This window comes from Pontimicrobium sp. MEBiC01747 (assembly GCF_053601635.1).
The window spans coordinates 1-22218 of the sequence record NZ_JBSHNS010000437.1; the positions used below are offsets into that span (position 1 = coordinate 1).

20 protein-coding genes are annotated in these 22218 nt (G+C 31.2%); 18 read left to right on the forward strand and 2 right to left on the reverse strand.

Annotation, left to right across the window (positions count from 1 at the left end):
- On the forward strand, positions 1-3230 hold a 3230-nt coding region (locus tag ACVC2P_RS14055; RefSeq protein WP_452599085.1), incomplete at its 5' end, for a TraB/GumN family protein.
- Between the two features lies 1 nt (position 3231).
- Here the strand turns inward: ACVC2P_RS14055 and ACVC2P_RS14060 are convergent.
- Positions 3232-4125 (reverse strand): helix-turn-helix transcriptional regulator, encoded by an 894-nt coding sequence (locus tag ACVC2P_RS14060; protein WP_452599086.1) that lies wholly within the window; start codon positions 4123-4125, stop codon positions 3232-3234.
- A 206-nt stretch (positions 4126-4331) separates the two neighbouring features.
- Here ACVC2P_RS14060 and hemA point away from each other — a divergent pair, with 206 nt between their 5' ends.
- From hemA to ACVC2P_RS14105, 9 genes are all read left to right on the forward strand, one after another.
- Entirely contained in the window at positions 4332-5582 is a 1251-nt protein-coding gene (gene hemA, locus ACVC2P_RS14065; RefSeq protein WP_452599087.1) for a glutamyl-tRNA reductase, read from the forward strand.
- Positions 5575-7158, forward strand: a complete 1584-nt coding sequence (gene hemC / locus ACVC2P_RS14070) for a hydroxymethylbilane synthase (RefSeq protein ID WP_452599088.1) — start codon at positions 5575-5577, stop codon at positions 7156-7158. The genes hemA and hemC overlap by 8 nt, the downstream gene beginning before the upstream one ends.
- 3 nt (positions 7159-7161) lie before the next feature.
- Positions 7162-7815, forward strand: a complete 654-nt coding sequence (locus tag ACVC2P_RS14075; protein WP_452599089.1) for a hypothetical protein — start codon at positions 7162-7164, stop codon at positions 7813-7815.
- 24 nt (positions 7816-7839) lie between these two features.
- Positions 7840-8865, forward strand: coding sequence for a uroporphyrinogen decarboxylase (gene hemE, locus ACVC2P_RS14080; protein WP_452599090.1), 1026 nt, complete (start codon positions 7840-7842; stop codon positions 8863-8865).
- Between the two features lie 268 nt (positions 8866-9133).
- Positions 9134-9913, forward strand: coding sequence for an EI24 domain-containing protein (locus ACVC2P_RS14085; protein ID WP_452599091.1), 780 nt, complete (start codon positions 9134-9136; stop codon positions 9911-9913).
- Complete coding sequence (locus ACVC2P_RS14090; RefSeq protein WP_452599092.1) at positions 9910-10443, forward strand: GNAT family N-acetyltransferase; 534 nt, start codon at positions 9910-9912, stop codon at positions 10441-10443. The genes ACVC2P_RS14085 and ACVC2P_RS14090 overlap by 4 nt, the downstream gene beginning before the upstream one ends.
- Positions 10444-10503: 60 nt before the next feature.
- Entirely contained in the window at positions 10504-11406 is a 903-nt protein-coding gene (gene hemF, locus ACVC2P_RS14095) for an oxygen-dependent coproporphyrinogen oxidase (protein ID WP_452599093.1), read from the forward strand.
- A gap of 21 nt (positions 11407-11427) precedes the next feature.
- Positions 11428-11817: a YchJ family protein gene (locus ACVC2P_RS14100; RefSeq protein WP_452599094.1), complete on the forward strand. Its 390-nt coding sequence runs from the start codon at positions 11428-11430 to the stop codon at positions 11815-11817.
- A gap of 15 nt (positions 11818-11832) precedes the next feature.
- Positions 11833-12606 (forward strand): hypothetical protein, encoded by a 774-nt coding sequence (locus ACVC2P_RS14105; RefSeq protein ID WP_452599095.1) that lies wholly within the window; start codon positions 11833-11835, stop codon positions 12604-12606.
- A 64-nt stretch (positions 12607-12670) separates the two neighbouring features.
- On the opposite strand, the gene ACVC2P_RS14110 is transcribed toward ACVC2P_RS14105, so the two are convergent.
- The gene (locus tag ACVC2P_RS14110) at positions 12671-15301 is read right to left on the reverse strand and encodes a DEAD/DEAH box helicase family protein (protein WP_452599096.1); all 2631 of its coding nucleotides are present in this window, start codon (positions 15299-15301) and stop codon (positions 12671-12673) included.
- Positions 15302-15384: 83 nt separating this feature from the next.
- Between ACVC2P_RS14110 and hemB the strand changes: the two genes are divergently transcribed.
- The 8 genes from hemB to ACVC2P_RS14150 all read left to right on the forward strand — a co-directional run bounded on the left by hemB (position 15385) and on the right by ACVC2P_RS14150 (position 22212).
- Positions 15385-16374 (forward strand): porphobilinogen synthase, encoded by a 990-nt coding sequence (hemB, locus tag ACVC2P_RS14115; RefSeq protein WP_452599097.1) that lies wholly within the window; start codon positions 15385-15387, stop codon positions 16372-16374.
- A 75-nt stretch (positions 16375-16449) separates the two neighbouring features.
- Positions 16450-17142: an Ig-like domain-containing protein gene (locus ACVC2P_RS14120; RefSeq protein WP_452599098.1), complete on the forward strand. Its 693-nt coding sequence runs from the start codon at positions 16450-16452 to the stop codon at positions 17140-17142.
- 12 nt (positions 17143-17154) lie between these two features.
- The gene (locus tag ACVC2P_RS14125) at positions 17155-18021 is read left to right on the forward strand and encodes a hypothetical protein (protein ID WP_452599099.1); all 867 of its coding nucleotides are present in this window, start codon (positions 17155-17157) and stop codon (positions 18019-18021) included.
- A 60-nt stretch (positions 18022-18081) separates the two neighbouring features.
- Positions 18082-18483, forward strand: coding sequence for a c-type cytochrome (locus ACVC2P_RS14130; RefSeq protein WP_452599100.1), 402 nt, complete (start codon positions 18082-18084; stop codon positions 18481-18483).
- Between the two features lie 395 nt (positions 18484-18878).
- Positions 18879-20000 carry a CNNM domain-containing protein gene (locus tag ACVC2P_RS14135; protein ID WP_452599101.1) on the forward strand — a complete coding sequence of 374 codons (1122 nt, stop codon included), beginning with the start codon at positions 18879-18881 and terminating at the stop codon, positions 19998-20000.
- 8 nt (positions 20001-20008) lie between these two features.
- Positions 20009-20482 carry a methylated-DNA--[protein]-cysteine S-methyltransferase gene (locus tag ACVC2P_RS14140; protein WP_452599102.1) on the forward strand — a complete coding sequence of 158 codons (474 nt, stop codon included), beginning with the start codon at positions 20009-20011 and terminating at the stop codon, positions 20480-20482.
- An 84-nt stretch (positions 20483-20566) separates the two neighbouring features.
- Positions 20567-21010 (forward strand): DUF4442 domain-containing protein, encoded by a 444-nt coding sequence (locus ACVC2P_RS14145; protein WP_452599103.1) that lies wholly within the window; start codon positions 20567-20569, stop codon positions 21008-21010.
- Positions 21011-21060: 50 nt separating this feature from the next.
- Positions 21061-22212, forward strand: a complete 1152-nt coding sequence (locus tag ACVC2P_RS14150; RefSeq protein ID WP_452599104.1) for a serine hydrolase domain-containing protein — start codon at positions 21061-21063, stop codon at positions 22210-22212.
- Positions 22213-22218 lie beyond the last annotated feature (6 nt).

Genomic DNA, 22218 nt, shown 5'->3' on the forward strand with positions numbered 1-22218 from the left:
GGTTAGAACATAATTACGAAACGCTTTCCTTAATTCCTCAAAATTTTTCTAGTGGTTATGATAATTCTTTTTACAGTGCGCTTTTTAAAATGGAGCCTCCAAAGGAGTTAATGATAAGACGTATTATTCGTTCTGATAATAATATGATTAATGGTTATTTATATCGTAAGCAGTCTAATCTAGATAATTTTGAAGAAGAAACCTATTTAGACATGTTTATATACCAAGCTGGTAAAAAGAAAAATAAACCTATTATTAGCCTTGAAGATTTAGAAGAAGCGCAATATTTAACCTCTAAAGCAAGTAAAAATGCTTACAAGAAAAAATTAGATCCTTGGCTTGCCGAGTTATACGAAAAAGAGAATCCTTATTTATTACAAGAAAACACCTATAGAGAGCGTAATCTTGACCGTTTAGACTCTATAGGAAACGCCTCTAATACCGAGTTTTTTAGAGAGCACATGCTATATAAAAGAAATAGTAATATGGTTACTGTTTTAGATTCTGTATCTAGAAAAAAATCTGTGTTCGCAGGTGTTGGCGCTGCACATTTACCTGGAAAAAAAGGCATGCTAAATTTACTAAGAGAAAAAGGGTATACTGTAAAACCTTTATTATCTAAAAGAACGAAAAAAGGGAAAGAAACAAAACAAGCATTAGAAAATTTTGTAGCTATACCAAGTTTAAAAATGTATACTACTCCAGATGGCTTTATAAGTTTAAAAAGCTTTACAGAGCTTAAAGAGTTTTATTATGGTGGCCAAAAGTTTATTATAGCTCCAGATATGACTAATGGTGCTTATTTAGCAATAAGCAGATTTAATACTTTCGAATATTTACCAAACGACAAAACCATTTCTTTAGATAGGTTAGACAATTTCTTGTTTGAAGATATACCGGGAGATATTGTCTCTAAAGAAAAAATAAAAACGCCGTTTCCTGGTATAAGTATATTAAACAAAACTAAAAAAGGGGATTTTCAAAAATATCATATTTATAAAACACCTTTAGAGCTTATTATTATAAAATTAGCTGGCCCAAAAGACTATGTGTTAAATTATGAAAAAGATATTTTTAGCTCTGTAAAGTTTAAAGAACGCTCTGCAAGACAAGAACTAATTACATCTCCATTTAACAAATACGAAGTTTTACTACCTGCATTTAATAATTCTGACAACCTCTATAATGCTGGAAACAAACTCATGCAAGGTGTTATTAATAATGACTATTATTTTGTTAAAGAATCTGTAGTACCAGACATTAATTACATAGAAGAAGATGCTTTTGAAGCCAAGTATAGTGTAGAAAAATATCTTGAAGATTTGGATTTAAATATTAGTTCTGCTGGTTTTACAGAAACAAATTATAAAAGCTATAAAGCGGTTGCCAAAATAGATTCTACATCTAATAGAAGTATTCACTTAAAAAGCATTGTAAAAGATGGTAGTTATTACCTTTTAGGTTATGTTGGAGAAAAAAGTAACAATGCCGAAACATTCTTTAAGTCCTTTACTTTTAAAAACACTCTTTATGATGGTTTTGAAAAACATACAGATACATCTCTACATTTTTCTGTATTAACAAATACAAAACCTATTACCGCCCCTTACAATAATTACAATACAGAGCATCAAAAACCTTACGATAGACAAAATAAAAAAACCATATACTTCTCTAAAGCAAATGAACAAATATATGTAAGCAGAACAAAGTTTCATGACTTAAAAATGTATCATAACATTGATAGTTTATGGAATGAAATAGATACTAATTTAAAAGTAAGTTCCGAAGATTTTCAGCCCATTATTACTCATAGAAAAAAAGGTTCTAATAACAATAGTTACACATATAGCTTTAAATACAAAGATTCTTTAAGTGCTAAAGTTGTTTCTGTAAAAAACATATTAAAAAAAGGAGTGCTTTTCGAGATTAAATCCCTTGCAGATTCAATAGCCAAGCCATCTGCATTTATAACCAATTTCTATAATAGCTTTACACCCAAAGATACCCTTTTAGGAACATCCATCTTTAGCGATAAAACAGATCGTTTTTTTACGGCTTTAAAAAACGACGATAGTATAGTATTAAACACAAATGGCATGATAAAGTTTAAGAATAAACATGCCAATAAAATTATTAATCTTTTAAAAACCTATACATTTCCAGAAAACAAAGCACATATTAAAAGCGACTTAATAGCACAATTGGGTAAGTTAAAAAACCCAAAAGTTATTCCGTTTTTAAAAACAATGTATATAGATTCGTATTCAGATCCGCAAACACAAACCGATATTTTAAAAGCGATTTTAAGTCGTAAAAACAAAACCGCACAGAGTCATTTTATAAAATTACTAAGCAAAGATTTACCTATAGAGGCTTATGCAATAAAACCGTTATTTAGAACTTACAGGGACTCTTTAGAATTAAAAAAAGAGTTATACCCAGAACTTTTAGAATACTCAAGTATAAGAGAATACAAAGAGCCTATATATAATTTACTGGCTAAATTAAAAGATAGTGGATTGGTAAAACCAAAAATTTACAAACGTTATAAAAAGCAAATTATAAATGATGGTAAAATAGAGGTAAAGCGTAATTTAAGTAAAGACAACGATTACAATTATAGTGCATTAGATATATATGTAAAGCTTATTTTTCCGCATAGAAAAGAACAATTAGCAAAAGAGTTCTTTAATAAATTATTAGATGTTAAGGATGCTTATGCTTTAACAACGTATTACGTATTACTAGAAGAAGCTAACGAAACTATACCAAATAAACTTAAAGAAAAAACACTACATAACTATAAAAACCAAGCCTTATTAGTTAGAATGCTTTATAAAAAAGGACTAAAGCCAAAGTACTTAAAGCAAAACATAGATCAAGAAAAATACGCTAAATCTTATTTATTTGATAATGAAGAACTAGAAGGCGACAAAGACTCCATTACGTTTTTAACAGAAAAAACATTTAAAACAGATAACGGCAAACAAGGGTCTGTATATTTTTATAAACTACACAAAGTTACCGACTATGGAGAGTATAACAGATTGTATTATGTAGCCTTTTTAACTCCAAAAAACTCAAATGACATTGCAACTAAAAGATATTATAAGTCTGAGTACAGAGGAAATAAAATAGGAGAAACCGACAAAGATGAAGATTTAATAGAAGACGTTTTAGAGCTAATAAAATATAAAACTAGAAAGCGTATTAACACAAAGCTTTAAACTATATTACAGACTGAATATACTTTTTAGGAGTAATTCCATATTTCTTTTTAAATGCAGCAATAAAATGACTAGAAGTACTATAACCCACTTTTAGTCCAACTTCGTTAACATTATGCTCACCAGATTCTAACAATTTTCTAGCAAATTCCATTTTATAATCAAATAAAAAACTAAATACAGAGTCTCCATAAATTTGTTTAAACCCTTCTTTTAGCTTCTTAAGGCTTAACCCTATTTCATCTGCTAACGCTGTTAAAGTTGGTGGCTCTGCCATTCTGTTAATTACAATATCTTTAGCCTTTCTAATTTTTATAACATTAGTCTCATCTACTAAAAATGGACATTGTTCAATATCTGCATCTTCACCTCTGTTAAAGTACAGACTTAACAATTCGTATGCTTTTCCTTTAAAGTAAAGATTCTTAATAGACTGATTTAAATTGTAGTTAATTAATTGATTTAAAACAATAGCCATAGAGGGCGAAATATTACCATCTTTATAATATTTTTTATCCTTGTTATCCTCACTTAAAAACGTAATATAATCTGCCTCTTGTGAAAATAATCCATGAAACTTTTTAATAGATATAAGTATCGAAATTAACCAAGTATTTGTTCTTGCTTCTAAGTTTATAGGCAAATCACGCTGCGGATTATATAATAATAACGAATGTTCCTCTAACACGTCTAAAGCATATCTACCATTATTAAATTTAAATTTACTATCCCCCTTAATACAAAAATGAAACTGAATAAAACTACTATCTATTTCTCTTACAACTGTTTGAGAGCTATCTGTTTCATTTTTATAAGTTAACACATAAACGCCTTCATCTACTTTTGTTTCATTAAAAGAACCTGTAGCGACATTTTTTAAATTACTATTTTCCATATTTGTGAGCCTATTTATTTAGATTCATTCTAAACTAAAACGCTAAAAGCATTGCTATGACTACAAAAATAGGTATAAATACCTGTTTTTACTATAAATAGGGTATAAAACCCACATAGCGACACTAAAAGTTCTTCTAGCGTTATTTTTTTTTAATCACTACCTCTATTTTTGTGCATGCAATAAAAAAGCACAGTAACGACTAAATGCAGCATAATAAAACGACATATTTCTACGCTATTGGATTAAGCTACAAAAAAGCTGATGCAGAGATAAGAGGTCATTTTAGTTTAGATGAAACTGCTAAGCTTAATTTACTTAAGCAAGCAAAAAGCAACACTATAGAAAGCTTAATTGTAACTTCAACTTGCAATAGAACAGAAATTTATGGCTTTGCAGAGCACCCTTTTCAATTGATTCAATTACTCTGCGATAATACTAAAGGTACTGTAGAAGAGTTTCAAAAAGTAGCATATATCTATAAAGGTAAAGAAGCAATAAATCATTTATTTCGTGTAGGCTCTGGGTTAGATAGTCAAATTTTAGGAGATTTTGAAATTATTAGTCAACTTAAAAAAAGTGCGAAATTATCTAGAAAATTTAATTTATTAAACTCCTTCATAGAACGTTTATTAAACTCTGTTATACAAGCAAGTAAGCGTATAAAAAATGAAACGGAAATTTCTTCAGGAGCAACATCTGTTTCTTTTGCATCTGTACAGTATATTTTAAAAAACGTGAAAGGCGTTTCAGATAAAAATATTTTACTTTTCGGAACTGGAAAAATAGGAAGAAATACTTGCGAAAACTTGGTAAAACACACCAAGAATGAGCATATTACTTTAATAAACAGAACAAAAAATAAAGCAGAGGCTATTGCTGGAAAATTTAACTTAGTAGTTAAAGACTATTCCGATTTACAAGAAGAGATAAATGCTTCAGATGTTTTAATAGTTGCAACTGGCGCACAAAATCCAACAATAGATAAATATTTAATTCAATCTCAAAAAGAGTTATTAATATTAGATTTATCTATTCCCAAAAATGTAAATGCAAATGTTTCAGAATTAGACAATGTAACTCTAATACATTTAGACGATTTATCGCAAATTACCGATGAAACATTAGAAAACAGAAAAGCACACATTCCTCTTGCAGAAAGCATAATCGAAGACATAAAAACAGAATTTAATAGTTGGCTAGAAACACGCAAATTTGCACCAACAATTAAAGCTCTAAAACATAAATTATTAGACTTTAAAGCTGCCGAATTAGATACGCAACGCAAAAAAATATCTAATTTTAATGAAGAACAAGCAGAATTAATAAGTAATAATATCATCCAAAAAATAACCAATCACTTTGCTCATCATTTAAGAGAAGACAACATTTCTACTAATGATAGTCTTGAGCTAATAAAAAAAGTGTTTCAGTTAGAACAATCACAAAATGTCTAAAACAATTAGAATTGGTACTCGCGACAGTGAGTTAGCGTTATGGCAAGCCAAAATAGTACAAAGTCAATTAGAACACTTAGGTCATAAAACAACATTAGTTCCCGTAAAATCTACAGGAGATATTGTATTAGACAAACCACTTTACGAACTAGGAATAACAGGCATTTTTACCAGAACTCTAGACATAGCCATGCTTAATGGAGACATTGATATTGCTGTACATTCGCTTAAAGATGTCCCTACAGTATTACCAAAAGGTATAGTACAAGCCGCAGTTATAAAACGTGGTAATGTAAGAGACACCCTTGTTTACAAAGACAACGAAGAGTTTTTAAGTTCTAGAGAAGGTATTATTGCAACCAGTAGTTTACGTCGTCGTGCACAATGGTTAAACCGTTATCCTACCCATAAAATTGAAGATATTAGAGGTAACGTCAACACGCGTTTACAAAAAGTTGAGGATAGCGAAACGTGGAATGGAGCCATATTTGCAGCAGCAGGATTAGGCAGATTAAACCTAAGACCAGAAGAAGCTATTAATTTAGATTGGATGGTTCCAGCACCTGGGCAAGGTACTATAATGATTACTGCACTAGGAGAAGATGAAGACACTCTAGCCATCTGTAAAGAAGTTAATCATGAAGAAACAGAAATTTGCACGACAATAGAACGCACCTTTTTAAATAGATTAGAAGGTGGTTGTACAGCTCCAATTGGCGCTTTGGCCTTTATAAAAGATGAAGAAATTCACTTTCACGGGATTCTTTTAAGTCCAGATGGCACCAAAAAGATTGAAATAAAAAGAAGCAAAAAACTAGGTGAACATAGTGATTTAGCAGAATTTAGTGCCGATTATATTATAGAAAAAGGTGGGAAACGCTTAATGGATAACATTAAAAATTCGCACCGAAAGACTAATGTATATTCTACAAAGACATTTACTGAAGATCAGCGTTTATTATTTAACGAAAAAGTAGTAGCAGAAAGCTCAGACTTTATAAAAATAAACATTAACAGAATACACCCGCGCCATTTAAAAAATGAAATTAAAAATGTTGTAATTACAAGCAAAAATGCTGTAGAGTCTTTAATTACAAACTACTCGGCAATAGAATTACAGTTTAAAAACATTTATTGTGTTGGGCGCCGAACAAAACGTTTAATAGAAAACAGAATAGGCCCAGTAACACATACCGCAAAAAATGCAAAAGCGCTTGCAGACCATTTGGTTGAGTATATAGAAGGCAACGAAGTTACTTATTTCTGTAGCGATATAAGGTTAGACGAATTACCTACAATCCTTACTGAAAATAATATAAAAGTTAACGAAATAGAAGCTTACCAAACAAAATTGGATGCTTTAAAAATTGATGAAACAGTAGAAGGCGTTATGTTTTATAGCCCATCTACTGTAAAAAGTTATAAGCAGGAAAATAATGTTAAAGATGGTATGATTGCTTTTTGTATTGGAGATACCACTGCAAAAGAAGCAAAAAAACATTTTAAAGATGTTAGAGTTGCTAAGCTACCAACTGTAGAGAGTGTTATTGAGTTAGTTAATAAACACTATGTATAACTAATGAAAAAAACAACTTACAACAAACTAATGTATTTGGGAGTTATATTATTTTCATTTCTATTAATGAATACAACTTCTTACAGTGAAAAATATTTTAAAATAGAATTTATTCAAAATAATAAAATTATAAAGATTAAAGACAATAAAGTTAAACTTAAAAAAGTACCTTTCAAGTTTAAAATAACGTTATACAAAACTAATCATGTTTTTGTTTCAAACTCTTGGGATAAATACTATTACGATTATCCAACCGACAAAAATATCTTTGAATGTAATGACTCCTCTTTTTTTAAAGATTGCCGTTTTGTTTCGATAAAAACAGGTAATGAAGATAAGTTTAATGAGAATAAAGACATCTATGTTGGAGACGGAAGTTATCAATCAGTTTGGTTTTATAAAAAAGAAAATAAATGGCATAGATTTGATGACACAGTAACTGTTAAAAATGGTATTATTAATGCTGAAATGACTGTTGAAAATATATTTGATTTAGACAAAAGAGACGAAAGAAAATATAAAGAAGACGAATATAATTTTCCAATAGAAAACATTGAAAAAGACATCTACGTAGTCTTTGCGACTGAACATTATGAAAAAGGTATGGAGCACCCTAAAGAGCTTCAAAGAGAAAATTTTATTTTAGAATTTAACTAAAGAGCTAAAAGCCAAGAGCCAGAAATGATAAAGAACGATTTATTTTTAAGAGCATTAAAAGGAGAAACTGTAGAGCGTCCACCAGTATGGATGATGCGTCAAGCTGGGCGATACCTTCCAGAGTTTATGGAAATTAAAGCAAAGTACGATTTCTTTACACGTTGTCAAACACCAGAATTAGCTAGTGAAATTACTGTGCAACCTATTCGCCGTTACGGTATGGATGCTGCTATTTTATTTAGCGATATTTTAGTGATTCCGCAAGCCATGAATATCGAGGTACAGATGAAACCTAATTTTGGACCTTATCTACCAAACCCTGTACGTTCTCAAAAAGATGTCGACAATGTTATCGTTCCAGACGTAACTGAAGCATTAGACTATGTTTACCAAGCTATAAAAGCAACTAAAGAGAAGCTTAATAATGAAATTCCATTAATAGGTTTTGCTGGTTCACCATGGACTATTTTATGTTACTGCGTACAAGGACAAGGCAGTAAAAACTTTGACAAAGCCAAAGAATTCTGTTTTACAAATCCTGTGGCGGCTCATCAATTACTGCAAAAAATTACAGACACTACTATTGCTTACTTAAAAGAAAAAGTAAAAGCTGGTGTTAATGCTGTACAAGTATTCGATTCTTGGGGAGGCATGCTATCCCCTGTAGATTATCAAGAGTTTTCTTGGAAATATATTCAACAAATAATAGATGCTTTAAAAGACCATGCACCCGTAATTGCTTTTGGAAAAGGCTGTTGGTTCGCACTTAACGAAATGTCTAAATCTGGAGCTTCTGCATTAGGAGTAGATTGGACATGTTCTGCACAAAATGCGCGTTATTTAACAGGAGGAAATATTACATTACAAGGTAATTTTGATCCTACACGTTTATTTTCGCCACCAGCAGAAATTAAGAAAATGGTACACCAAATGATTAACGAATTTGGTAAAGACAAATATATTGTTAACCTTGGTCATGGAATTTTACCAAACATTCCATTAGATAATGCAAAGGCGTTTATAGATGCTGTAAAAGAATATAAAGCGTAAATCCATTTTATATTTTTAAGTTTAAAATGAAGATTTAACGTCAGTTCGAGTGATTTTGAGGCACGAAAAAATTGTATCAAGAACTTATTTTTAAAATAAATTCTTATTCTCGATATAAATTCCACTCATTTTCAATCATATAAATGCACTCAAATTGACGAATTTCGCCAAAAAACACAAATAAATTACACCTTTTTTTAAGGTATAATTATGTAACATAAAATAGGTTTTTACGTCTTTTAAGCATTCACAATCAAAATAGAATAAGATGATAAAAAACATATTTTCAGGAATAAAAGCCTATTCAGGAACATTTGCTCTTATCTCCAAACTAAAACTTTGGAAGTATTTTCTTGTCCCTGTAATTATAAGCATTATTACCTTTTCTATTGTAGCTATTACCGCCTATGGATTATCTGATAATATTGGAGGATTTATAGCTAAAATATGGCCATGGGAAACCGGAAAAGAAACCTTTACTTCTATTTCTAGTTTTCTAGGAGGACTAACAATAGTTGTTATTGGTTTTATACTTTATAAACATATTGTTATGGCGTTATCTGCACCGTTTATGAGTCCTGTTTCCGAAAAAATTGAAACGCATTTAACAGGAGTGCAAAAACATGAGCATAGAATTACTTCCTTTAAAGAACAGTTATGGAGAGGCATTAGAATTAATGTAAGAAACCTATCTAAAGAACTCTTACTAACTATTCCTATTTTAATACTCAGTTTTATTCCTGTTATTGGCATATTTGCAACCATATTACTATTTTTAATGCAAGCTTATTATGCTGGTTTTGGTAACTTAGATTATACTTTAGAACGTCATTTTAAATATAACGAAAGTGTAAAATTTGTTAGACGACACCGTGGAGTAGCTATAGGAAATGGTATTATATTTATGCTGTTTTTACTAATACCCCTTATAGGAATTATTATTGTTTTACCACTCTCTGTAACAGCTGCAACCACAAAAGCAGTAGAATTATTAAAAGCAGATAACGAACGCATTGTAAGCAAACAAAAACAAGTAGTAACTAAATGATAGCACGTTTTAATGGCTTTTACATTGATAAGATTACTTTAGAAGATGCTAAAAGTATTCATCTACTTATGGTTAGCAATGCTGAACGCTTCCAACGTTATTTCCCAAAAACATTAGAAAAAAACACTACCGAAGCACTTTCGGAAGACTTTGTAAAATCTAAAACTAATAGTTTTAATTCTAAAACAGAGTTTCTATTTACAATAAAAGAAATAGCAACAAATAGTGTAGTTGGTTTAGTGTATATAAAAGAACTCGATTGGAATACTAAACAAGGAGAATTTGCCTATTGTATAGATGTAAAATGCGGAGGTAAACAATTGATGAGTAAAGCAATTAAAGTACTTTCGGAATATGCTTTTACAGACCTCGATTTAAAGACACTTCAAATTATAGCACACAAAGACAATGTACCAAGTGTAAAAGTGGCTTTAAATAACAACTTTAAATGGGTAAAAACATTAATAAACGAATATACGCCTGTGGGTGAATCACCTATAGATATGGAACTTTACGAAAAATATAAATAAGGTAGAAGACCTGTCAGGTTTTAAAAACCAGATAAGTCTCTCAAAATAAAAAAACTTAAAATGAAAGATAAATTCTTTAACTACATACATGAACTACAAGATCGCATTACTTCAAAATTTGAAACCATAGATGGTAAAGCAAAATTTAAAGAAGATATTTGGGAGCGTGCTGAAGGTGGCGGAGGCAGAACACGAGTAATAGAAAACGGAAATGTTATAGAAAAAGGAGGTGTAAACATTTCTGGTGTACACGGTAAGTTACCAGAAACTATGCAAAAGTACTTTGGCGTAGAAGATGCAAACTTTTTTGCCTGTGGTTTAAGCCTAGTAATACATCCAAAAAACCCAATGGTTCCTACAGTACATGCCAATTGGCGTTATTTTGAAATGTATAATCAAAAAGGAGAAATGGTAGATAGTTGGTTTGGCGGCGGACAAGATTTAACGCCATACTACTTGTTCGATGAAGATGCTAAGCATTTTCATGAAACCTGTAAAACAGCTTGCGATAAGCATAATCCAGAGTTTTATCCAAAATATAAAGCGCGTTGCGACGAATACTTTTATAATTCCCATAGAAATGAAGGTCGTGGTGTTGGTGGCTTATTTTTCGATTACTGTAAAGCATCAGAAACAAAGACTATGGAACAATGGTATAATTTTGTTACTGAAGTTGGAGACAGTTTTTTAGAGGCATACGCACCAATTATGGAAAAAAGAAAAGGACTAGAATATACTAAAGCACATCGTAAATGGCAGGAAATACGTCGTGGTCGCTATGTAGAATTTAATTTAGTGCATGACAAAGGCACCCTTTTCGGTTTAAAAACGAATGGAAGAATAGAAAGTATATTAATGAGTTTACCACCCCATGTACAATGGGTTTATGACCATCATCCAGAAACAGGTAGTGAAGAGGAACGTTTAATAACCATTTTACAAAATCCAATAGAATGGGTTTAATCATAATCATCATTTAAAACTATGAACTGCTACTGTGGAAGCCAAAAAGCATACACTAATTGTTGCGAAATTGCTCATAAAAACAACGGACGTACTGCAACAGCAGAACAATTAATGCGCTCTAGATATAGTGCTTTTGTTTTGGCTAATGGCGATTATTTAATGAAAACGCACCATGTTTCTACAAGACCTGTAAAAGAAAAAAAGGCCATTGTAAAATGGGCAAAATCTGTACAGTGGATAAAGTTAGAAGTTTTAGAAACCTCAAAAGGCAAACCACAAGACACAGAAGGCACAGTAACGTTTAACGCTTTTTTCTATGAAAACGGAAAAGTAGATGTTATCCACGAAAAATCTGCTTTTATAAAAGACAATGAGCAATGGAAATATTTAGGATTAAGTAACCAATAACCCCTAAAAACAAACATGTTAAAACTTATTAAACGAACAGGCTTAATTATAAATTGGAAAACGCTAATTATTACATCTTTATCCATTGCCTCTACTGCATTTTGTTTGCATTTTCATATAAAAGCAAATTTCCCTTTAACACTAATAAGCACTGCAATTGTATTTCCAATAGTATTTTCTATAGGAGGAGCATATAAGCGTCGTGAAGTAGCTTTAGATGAATATGGCTCTATTAAAGCGCATGGTCGCTCATTATATTTTGCAGTATCAGATTGGTTAGAAAATCCCCCTAAAGAATTAAAAGAAGAATTAAAAATACATTTAGCAGATTTAATGAATTCTTGTAAACTCATTTTTACACACTCTGTAGACGAGTTAGAACAAAATGAAAAAGAAGTTTACAATAGCTTTAGAAAACTGTCTTTATTTATAAAAGATATGCGCAGTCATGGACTCCCTTCTGGGGAAGCCTCCAGATCTAACCAGTTTTTAAGTAAAATGATGATTTCTTTTGAGCGCATTAAACATATTTATCAATACAGAACACCAAGAACACTACGTACTTATAGCGATATATTTATAGTAGTTTTGCCCATAATATATGGCCCTCATTTTGCCGAGAATGTAACCAGTTACAACTATGGCTTACAATATGCAGTACCTATTTTATTTAGTGTTATTTTAGTTGCATTAGACAATATACAATCGCACCTAGAAAACCCATTTGACCAACAGGGAGAAGACGATGTTGATATTAATGTCGAGAAATTTATTCGTAATTTGGAGTAAGGTTAAACTAATTTATATGCCTTGATTTCTTGTACTCATTAAAAAAACATCTGTGTTTAATAATTTATTTCCATATAGTCACCGCTCTTGTTGTTTTTATAAATGACGTACTTATATGATGCAGTCTTGCTTTTAACAATAGTTTTCTACCTTCAGTTTGTCGTGTATAAACCAATTTAGAGTCTCCTACAAAAGCATTCCAATGTTTCTGAAAAGCAAGAGCCTTTTTCTTTTTATCTCCAAATATCTCAGGAACTGGGTAAAATTTTTCAATATCTAAAGCTTTTTTAAACCAACTTTTTTTAATTATTAAATAACGTGGCGATTCTATTGGTGCTAACAAATCGCTTAATGCATTATTAAATTGGGTTTCTTCTAATTGGGTTCCTCCTACCAATCCGCAAAAAATAGCACCATCATTCTCTAAATACGATTCCACATGTAATATTTCAATAGAAGAGGTTAAATAGTTAAGCGTATTAAGCGTTGCTAAAATAGCATCTCCAAATTTGTGTATTTCTTTATATAAAAATCCATATTTTATATAAAGTTTTACTGCCTTATATAGTTTTACTCCAAAAGAGGCTATTAATGAAGCCAGCAAAATGTATATAAAAAACAAAAGTCCTTTATTAATAACAACTTGAATATTACTTGCAATAAACTCAAGAAAAAATAATGATATAGAAAAAGTTAATTCTAGAAAAACAAATTTTACAATATCTAGAAAGTAGGCTTTCTTTTTAGCCTTAAAGGGAATGTCATCTAAGTAGTTAAATCGTATTTTCTTACCCAATTTCATCCCATTCCCAATAGCACTTTGCCATTTTTGGGTTATTAAATTACGGTTAGACGCCAACTTTAATGTGTTTGTATTTAAAACATCTAACGTTTCTCCATAAATATAATCTGGAAACTCTATACGCTCCATTCCATTTTCAATAAAAGGATAATCGTTATTAGATACCCCTAAAAAGGTTTCAAAACGTCTTCTTAAAATGTCTACATCGTGCCCTCCAGTGTCTACACTTGGATCTATACAAGCTAAATGCCAAATATTACCTGTTTTATGTGGTTTATCTTGCTGTTTGCGAATAGCTCGTCCTCGCATTTGATTTGATGATACAAAAGAACCTACAAAAGAAGCGAGCACTAAACTATTAATAGAAGGCGCATCCCAACCTTCTCCCAACAACGACTTAGTGCCTATAAGTACTTTTATAATTCCAGCTTCAAATAAACGTGTGATGATACTAATTATAGCTTTTTGATTGTTTTGAGACCCAGAAACACTTAAAAAATTAGAATCTAGTGCAGAGAAAGAAAATGAGTGTGCTTCTGCATAACTTTTAAATGTCTCTAAAATAGAATTGTGTATAATAACAATACTTCCTGTTAAAACAGCAATACTTGGTGTTTCGGGAAAAGATTGCTTTATAAAATGAAAAATAGGAATAACCCCAATTTTATTAATCTCTGAAAACGTGTTTGGTGTTGTTTTTAAAAACTCTTTTCTAATATAATCAGTTAATATAACACAACGTAATTGATTTTTTAAATGAGCGTATTCAAAGTTTACAATAGTTTCAATACTTTTTAATTTACTTACACTATTCGTTAAAGACCTGTAAATGTGGTGTTGCCCTGTAAAATTCACAGTCTTACTATCAAACAAGTGAAGCTTTTTTAAGTTTTTACTTAATGAGGATAGGTAATCTTTATCTTTATAAAGCTGTTCTCTATCTGTAACTAATAGATTTTGCAATAGTACTGTTAACCATTCTAAAGACAACTCTGGAAAATCTATAGTTTCTGTTTTAGAAAAGCCTAAAATAGTTAATTTCTCTCTAGATATTTTAAATCCTGTAGCATTCAAAAAAATTAAAATAGACGAAAAATATGCTGTATTACCATATAATTCATCTAAATAATTAACTGTATCTGTATAAAAGCGATGATTTTTAATAAATGTAATAAACACGTCATCTTTAATTAATGCCTCAACAAAACTGGCCGATTTTTGTCTAAAATCGTAAATAAAGTCTATCTCTAACTGCTCTGGTTTAGACAAATACACATAGTCTTGATGCGGACATAAATCTGTTGCTCTAACTAATTCTGGAACAGAAATCTCTTCATCAATCTCACCACAGAGTGCAAAATATTTCGAAATTTCTGCTTGCTCACTATCATAAGGAGGCGTAGCAGTTAAAGCAACATTTATAATAGGAATATTGTTTTTTAAAATCATTAAACACTGCCACCAAGCATTTTTTAAATGGTGTGCTTCATCTAAAACAAAAACATCAATACCTTTAGTTTTAAAATAAGTGTAGTAACACTCATCAGTTTCAAATGTTTTATAAAATGCATGTAATGATTGGTAAGTTATAAATGTAATTGTAGCTGGTTCGTTAATATTAAAAGAAACCGATTCAAAACTTTTATCTTTAGTAAAAAACTGCTGTAATCTACTTTCCCATTGGTTTCTAATTGCTAGCGTTGGGCTTAGGATAAGGGTTTTCTTGTTTATTCTTTTTACAAGCTCTATTCCTAATATTGTTTTACCAGATCCTGGAGGTGCTATAATATGAAAGTGATTATCCTCTATGTATTTTTCAAAATTATTTAAAACTCTAGATTGATACGTTCTCCATGTGTAAATAAAGTTTAGTTTTTCTAGTGATGAACCCAATACATAAATTATTTTAATAGTTAACTTTGCTAAAAGTAACGAATTCTAAAAATCTGAATTGTTATTTATATAAAATTTAAGTTATGTACCCAATAAGAAGAAACAGAAGACTAAGAACAAGTGAAGCTATAAGAGGTTTAGTTCGTGAGACTATAATATCTCCCAACGATTTTTTAGTGCCATTATTTATAGTAGAAGGTAAAGGTATAAAAGAAGAAATTGCCTCTATGCCTAACTACTATCGTTTTAGTTTAGACCTACTAGAAAACGAAGTAAGAAAACTATGGAAACTAGGGTTAAAATCGGTTTTATTATTTGTAAAAGTACCCGATAACTTAAAGGACAATAAAGGCACAGAAGCCTTAAACCCTAACGGCATTATGCAACGTGCCATTAAAACAGTAAAAACAGTTTGCCCAGACATGTTAGTAATGACAGATGTTGCTTTAGACCCATACTCTTCATTTGGACATGATGGTATTATAGAAAATGGAAAAGTTATAAATGACGATACAGTAGAAGTTTTGGCAGAGATGAGTTTATCTCATGCCGAAGCTGGCGCTAATTTTGTAGCACCTAGCGACATGATGGATGGGCGTATTTTAGCCATTAGAGAAACCTTAGAAGACGAAGGCTACACAGATACAGGAATTATGAGCTACTCGGCCAAATATGCTTCTGCGTTTTATGGGCCATTTCGTGATGCTTTAGATTCTGCTCCAGCAGATGTAAAAGATATTCCAAAAGACAAAAAAACCTATCAAATGGATTATGCTAATCGTTTTGAAGCCATTAGAGAAACCGAAATGGATATAGACGAAGGCGCAGATATTGTTATGGTAAAACCTGGACTGTGCTATTTAGACATTGTTAGAGAGATTAAAAACGAGGTAGATGTACCAGTTGCAGTGTATCAAGTAAGTGGAGAATACGCTATGTTAAAGGCTGCTGCCGAAAAAGGATGGTTAGATCACGATGCTGTAATGCTAGAGCAAATTACTGCCATAAAACGAGCAGGAGCAGATATTATTGCTAGTTATTTTGCTAAGGATGTTGTTAAATTATTATCATAATTATATAAAGATCTTATTCATATATCATGTAAGTAATTAAATAAGTATGCGACTTCTAGAAAAACCGCTCTAGATATGAAAAACATAAGCATTCTATTTATTACACTTCTAGCCTTTACATTTTACAATTGTATTGGAGAAGATATTATAAATGATGAAATCGATCCCGAATTAAGAATTTTAAATCCTATACAAAGTATTGCCGTTTCTGAAACGCACCAATACAATGCTAGATATTTTAACAATATTGGTCAAGAAGAAGAAGCTACAGTTACATGGTCTGTTTTAAATGAATCTATTGCTTCCGTAACATCCAACGGTTTACTTACAGGAATTACAGAAGGAGAAACAATAGTTAATGCCACTGTAACTTCTAGCAATGGAACAGTAACGGAAACCAATACCTCGGTAACGATTACAATGGATACTGTTACCCAAGAGCCAATTGTAAAAACAGGAGTTATAGCCACAACAAGCAGTTATACTTTAACAGGAGATTTTACAATAGGAGAAGTTGAAAACACAGATAATCTTTTACTTTCTGTACAAAGTAATTATCAAGCCTCTACAAATCTTCCTGGCTTATATTTATACTTAACAAATAACCCAAACTCTATTAATGGGGCATTGTCTTTAGGACCTGTAACCGTTTTTAATGGCGCACATACTTACGCAATAGATAATGTTGGTATTAACGATTACACTTATTTGCTTTACTGGTGCGAACCATTTGGAGTAAAAGTAGGAATAGGAACAATTAACGATTAATAATTTTTAATAATGAATTCAAAACAACTTACTTTATTAGTATTCTTAGTCTGTTTATGTTCTAAACCAGCATTTTCACAATGGACAAAAGAAAAAGGAAAAGGGTATTATAAATTATCTGCATGGTATTTGGAGTCAGACCAACACTATACAGATACCGGAGACACAGATCCTAACATAACTAGAGGACAGTTTAATATTAATTTTTACGGAGAATACGGGCTTACTAAAAAACTAGACATTGTTGCCTATGTTCCTTTTTTCTCTAGAGTATACCAAAACGATGTAATTTCTGGAACTTCTGGAGCAACAATTGGTGTAGGAGAAGACCTTAACTCAATTGGAGATATAGATTTAGGACTAACTTATGGCTTTATAGACACTGGAAAATTTGCATTATCCGGAACCTTAAAATTTGGACTTCCAACTGGTAACGATTCTGGAGGTAGTGATGGTAGCTACCAAACAGGAGATGGAGAGTTTAACCAAATGGTATTAATAAATGCTGGTGCTCCATTTAAATTAGGTGAAACCGCACTTTACTCTAAAGCTTATATTGGGTACAATAATCGAACTCAAAACTTCTCTGACGAGTTTAGATCTGGGTTAGAAATTGGTTCTAACTTTTTAAATAAAAAGTTATGGTTTATAGGGCGATTAGACATTGTTAAATCTTTAAACAATGGAAGTTTAAATGCACAAAATAGCCAAGGTAGTATTTTTGCAAATAATGTAGAGTATACTAGTCTAGGAGGAGAAATTGCTTATTATTTTACAAAAAAATGGGGTGCTTCCTTTAACTATACAGGAGCAATAGATGGTAGAATAATATATGCAGCGCCTTCTATTTCTTTTGGGGTATTTCTAGACATTAAATAACAAATTATATTAGCACCTTTTTTATACTATAAAACACAATTAATATTGTAAATTTATTGCATGAAAACGGTATTACTTTTATGTGCTTTAGTAATTACTTTAGGCTTTTCTTTATTTATTTTAGTGATTAAACAAGAAAACACAAGGGCGTTATGTGGCACACCAACTCCTCAATTTATATGTGGCACTAAAAGTTTAGCAGCATTTAACCTTAATAAGAGCGCAATAAAAGGAAAAAGTATTTTTAATACTAATTGTGCAGCCTGCCATAAATTAGATAAAAGAATGACTGGGCCTGCACTAAGGCATTTGAGTGAAAAATACGATTCTATAACACTCTACAAATATATTCAAGGGAAGCCCACTAAACTTTTAAACAGGACAAATTCAACGTTTACTTGTACCTTTTTTCCTCAATTAACACAGCAAGACATTGCTAACTTAATAGAATATACTAATTAAGTCCTTCATTTTTTAAATAGTTAGCAATGACACTTAAAAACTCAGAACAGTCATAAGGTTTATAGAAAATAGCATTCATTCCTGAGTCTAATATTTCAACATACAACTCTAAAACCCTATAATTGTTAAAGCTATTTAAGGCGACATCACCTTTCTTTTCAACGTTTTTATCTAGCCAATAAATCTAGAAAAAAGCTAAACTCTGCTCCTTTACCCAAATCACTTTATAAATGAATATTGCTTCCAAATAGCTTTAACAATTTTTAATCTATTGCCAAACCTAACCCTGTTTCTTTATAACTATTATCATTTATAATCTGCGAAATAACTAAGCCATTATAATTTACAGAAAACTATCGTTTTTTTAATTAAATTAGCGGAAACAAAATCACTCAATGACTTTACTTATATTTTACGCTTTTATTTCAATATTTTTTTCTTTTTTATGCTCTATTTTAGAAGCTGTTTTATTAAGTGTAACACCAACATATATTAATGTAAAAAAGAAAGAAGGTAAAGGCTTTGCTGATGAATTAGAAGCTTTAAAAAAAGATGTAGACAGGCCTCTTATTGCTATTTTAACTTTAAATACCATTGCCCATACAGTTGGCGCTATTTTGGTAGGTGTGCAAGCTAAAGTTGCTTATGCCGAATTATATGGCAGCCAAACTCAATCTATTTTTGGAGTTACATTTACTGAGGACCTTATGGTTGGTGTTGTTTCTTCTATAATGACTATTTTAATATTAGTGGCGTCAGAGATAATACCAAAAACTATCGGTGCTACATATTGGAAAAAACTATCAAATTTTACTACAAAAGCACTAAAAGTTCTAATCTTTCCTTTACGTTGGACTGGTATTTTATGGATTTTACAATTAACCACAAAACTCATTGGTGGTAAAGGACACCACGGAAGCGTATTAAGCAGAGAAGACTTTCATGCCATGACCGATATGGCTGCAGAAGAAGGTGTATTTTTAGAAAGTGAAAGCACAGTTATAAAAAACCTATTAACATTTAAAGATGTTGTTGCCAAACATATAATGACGCCTAGAACAATAATGAAAACAGAAAATGAGACCACCACTGTGGAGGATTTTTTTAATAAAAATATAAATCTTCGTTTTTCTAGAATTCCAGTATTTTCAGGAACAGTAGATAATATTAAAGGGCTTGTTTTAAAAGATGAAATCTTTAAAGAAATGGCTTTAGGGAATGGCTCTAAAAAACTATCAGAAATTACTCGCCAAATAATTATTGTTAATCGCGATTTAGCAATACCTAAACTATTTGAACAATTAGTTGAAACTAGAAATCACATGGCTTTAGTTGTAGATGAATATGGTACCGTAAGTGGCTTAGTAACCATGGAAGATGTTATAGAAACTCTACTAGGTTTAGAAATAATGGATGAAAGCGATAATGTATCCAACTTACAAATGTTAGCCAGAAAAAATTGGGAAATTAGAGCAAAAAAATTAGGTATATTAGAAGACGAAACTAATAATGAATAATATTAATTATGGAAACTTGTTATATCAATTCGCCCCTAGGAATTACAAAAATTAAAGGAGATGAAAATGGTATAGTTTCGGTTTCTGTACTTAATACCGAAGAAAAAGTTTCTGATATCATTCCTGAAGCTTTAGAAGATTGTGTCTTTCAACTTAACGAATATTTCGAAGGAACTCGCAAAGAATTCAGCTTAAAATTAAATCCACAAGGTACAGCATTTCAAAATAGTGTTTGGAATGCTTTACTAACTATCCCGTATGGTAAAACTACATCGTATTTAGCACTCTCAAAACAGTTAGGAGATGTTAAAGCTATTAGAGCTGTTGCAAATGCAAACGGTAAAAACCCACTTTGGATTATAATACCCTGTCATAGAGTAATAGGTAGCGATGGTAGTTTAACAGGCTATGCAGGAGGATTACATAGAAAACAATGGCTTATACAGCATGAAAGCCCCTATAAACAACAATCTTTATTTTAGTAAATGTATAGAGTTTTAGTAACATTTCTAAAGCGGTTTTTTAGCGAAAGCCAAATCTACAAATATGGCTTTAATTGGTCGCCAATGTACAGACGGACTACAGCAAGACTAATTATGGTTAGTAAAGACCTACATTATGTAAAAATTAGAATTCCTATTAACTGGAAAAACAGAAATTATGCTGGTTCAATTTTTGGAGGCAGTATGCTATCTGCAACAGACCCTATTTACATGATTCAGCTCATTCAAATATTAGGAGACGACTTTGTCGTTTGGGATAAAGCAGCAAGTATTAATTACAAACGGCCAGCGAAAGAAACTATTTATGGAGAATTTGTTTTTTCTGCTGAAGAAATACAATCGATTAAACAACAACTTGTTAACCAAAATGAACTAGAAATAATAAAAAATATGACACTTGAAAATACAAAAAATCAAGTATTTGCCGAAGTTTCAAAAACCATCTACATTGCTAACAAAGCCTACTACAAAGAGAAATTAAAGAGACGACAATACTCTAAAAAATAGTATGCACGCATATTATTAATTTCTTATCTTTAATTCCTAAACTCAGTGTAATGAAATTTCTTAAAAAGCTATTTAAGGTTATAGTGGTATTATTCGCTTTAACCATCGCAATCTTATATATTACAGATACAGATTATTTAATTAAAGCTGTACGTACAATTTACATGAGAGGGTATACAACTGCTTTTTTAGACGATTATAAACGTTTTGATAATAGAACTATAGCTACTGGTAAACCACAAGCTTGGCCTAACCATAAAGATTACAACAGCGTTAAAGAAACTGAAGCCTTACAAAAAGCAAATAACGATTATGGCACCATAGCCTATGTTATTATAAAAAACGATAGTATTTGGTTTGAAAACTATTACGATAATTACAACGCAAATTCCAAATCTAACTCCTTCTCTATGGCCAAAAGCTATGTTTCTGGTTTGTTAGGAAAAGCAATTATGGAAGGTTACATTAAAAACCTAGACCAGCCCGTGAGCGATTTTCTACCAACATTTAATGAAGGAAACGCAGCAAAAATGACTGTAGGAGATTTATCATCAATGGCATCGGGAACTAATTGGGACGAAGCCTATTACTCACCTTTATCCATAACAACACGAGCCTATTTCGATGATGATTTAGAAAAAGTAATGCTAGGCTTAAAGGTTGTAGACGAGCCCGGAAAAGCCTTTAAATACGCAAGTGGAGACACACAAATGCTTGCTATGGTTATAGAAAAAGCTACTGGTAAAAAACTATATAACTATCTTGAAGAAAGCTTTTGGAAACCCCTTGGAGCAGAAAATGAAGCGTTTTGGCAAGTAGATAGTGATGACCACGATCTAGTAAAAGCTTATTGCTGTATAGCAAGCAATGCTAAAGATTTTGCTCGTTTTGGAAAACTTTATAAAGATTATGGTAAATGGAATAATCAACAAATTTTAGACTCTACTTTTGTTGCAAAATCGCTAAAACCACGTTTTAGTGATGTATATGGTTATGGTTGGTGGTTAAAAAACCACAAGGGTAAAAACTTTAAAATGATGCGTGGTCATTTGGGACAGTATGTAATAGTACAACCAGAAGATAATGTAATTATAGTACGTTTAGGGCATCAAAAATCTCCAGATGCTGCAGTAGGAAGCTTTACTAATGACATTTCCATTTATATAGACGAAGCTTATAAAATGCTGAACTCAAAACTTTAAAAATAC

Bases quoted from the DNA above. Each gene is read 5' to 3' on its own strand.
- ACVC2P_RS14105 (WP_452599095.1), top strand. From the start codon at position 11,833: ATGTTAAAACTTATTAAACGAACAGGCTTAATTATAAATTGGAAAACG.
- ACVC2P_RS14140 (WP_452599102.1), top strand. From the start codon at position 20,009: ATGGAAACTTGTTATATCAATTCGCCCCTAGGAATTACAAAAATTAAA.
- ACVC2P_RS14075 (WP_452599089.1), top strand. From the start codon at position 7,162: ATGAAAAAAACAACTTACAACAAACTAATGTATTTGGGAGTTATATTA.
- ACVC2P_RS14090 (WP_452599092.1), top strand. From the start codon at position 9,910: ATGATAGCACGTTTTAATGGCTTTTACATTGATAAGATTACTTTAGAA.
- ACVC2P_RS14100 (WP_452599094.1), top strand. From the start codon at position 11,428: ATGAACTGCTACTGTGGAAGCCAAAAAGCATACACTAATTGTTGCGAA.
- hemB (WP_452599097.1), top strand. From the start codon at position 15,385: ATGTACCCAATAAGAAGAAACAGAAGACTAAGAACAAGTGAAGCTATA.
- hemA (WP_452599087.1), top strand. From the start codon at position 4,332: ATGCAGCATAATAAAACGACATATTTCTACGCTATTGGATTAAGCTAC.
- ACVC2P_RS14125 (WP_452599099.1), top strand. From the start codon at position 17,155: ATGAATTCAAAACAACTTACTTTATTAGTATTCTTAGTCTGTTTATGT.
- ACVC2P_RS14130 (WP_452599100.1), top strand. From the start codon at position 18,082: ATGAAAACGGTATTACTTTTATGTGCTTTAGTAATTACTTTAGGCTTT.
- ACVC2P_RS14135 (WP_452599101.1), top strand. From the start codon at position 18,879: ATGACTTTACTTATATTTTACGCTTTTATTTCAATATTTTTTTCTTTT.
- ACVC2P_RS14150 (WP_452599104.1), top strand. From the start codon at position 21,061: ATGAAATTTCTTAAAAAGCTATTTAAGGTTATAGTGGTATTATTCGCT.
- ACVC2P_RS14120 (WP_452599098.1), top strand. From the start codon at position 16,450: ATGAAAAACATAAGCATTCTATTTATTACACTTCTAGCCTTTACATTT.
- ACVC2P_RS14085 (WP_452599091.1), top strand. From the start codon at position 9,134: ATGATAAAAAACATATTTTCAGGAATAAAAGCCTATTCAGGAACATTT.
- hemC (WP_452599088.1), top strand. From the start codon at position 5,575: ATGTCTAAAACAATTAGAATTGGTACTCGCGACAGTGAGTTAGCGTTA.
- hemF (WP_452599093.1), top strand. From the start codon at position 10,504: ATGAAAGATAAATTCTTTAACTACATACATGAACTACAAGATCGCATT.
- ACVC2P_RS14060 (WP_452599086.1), bottom strand. From the start codon at position 4,125: ATGGAAAATAGTAATTTAAAAAATGTCGCTACAGGTTCTTTTAATGAA.
- ACVC2P_RS14145 (WP_452599103.1), top strand. From the start codon at position 20,567: ATGTACAGACGGACTACAGCAAGACTAATTATGGTTAGTAAAGACCTA.
- hemE (WP_452599090.1), top strand. From the start codon at position 7,840: ATGATAAAGAACGATTTATTTTTAAGAGCATTAAAAGGAGAAACTGTA.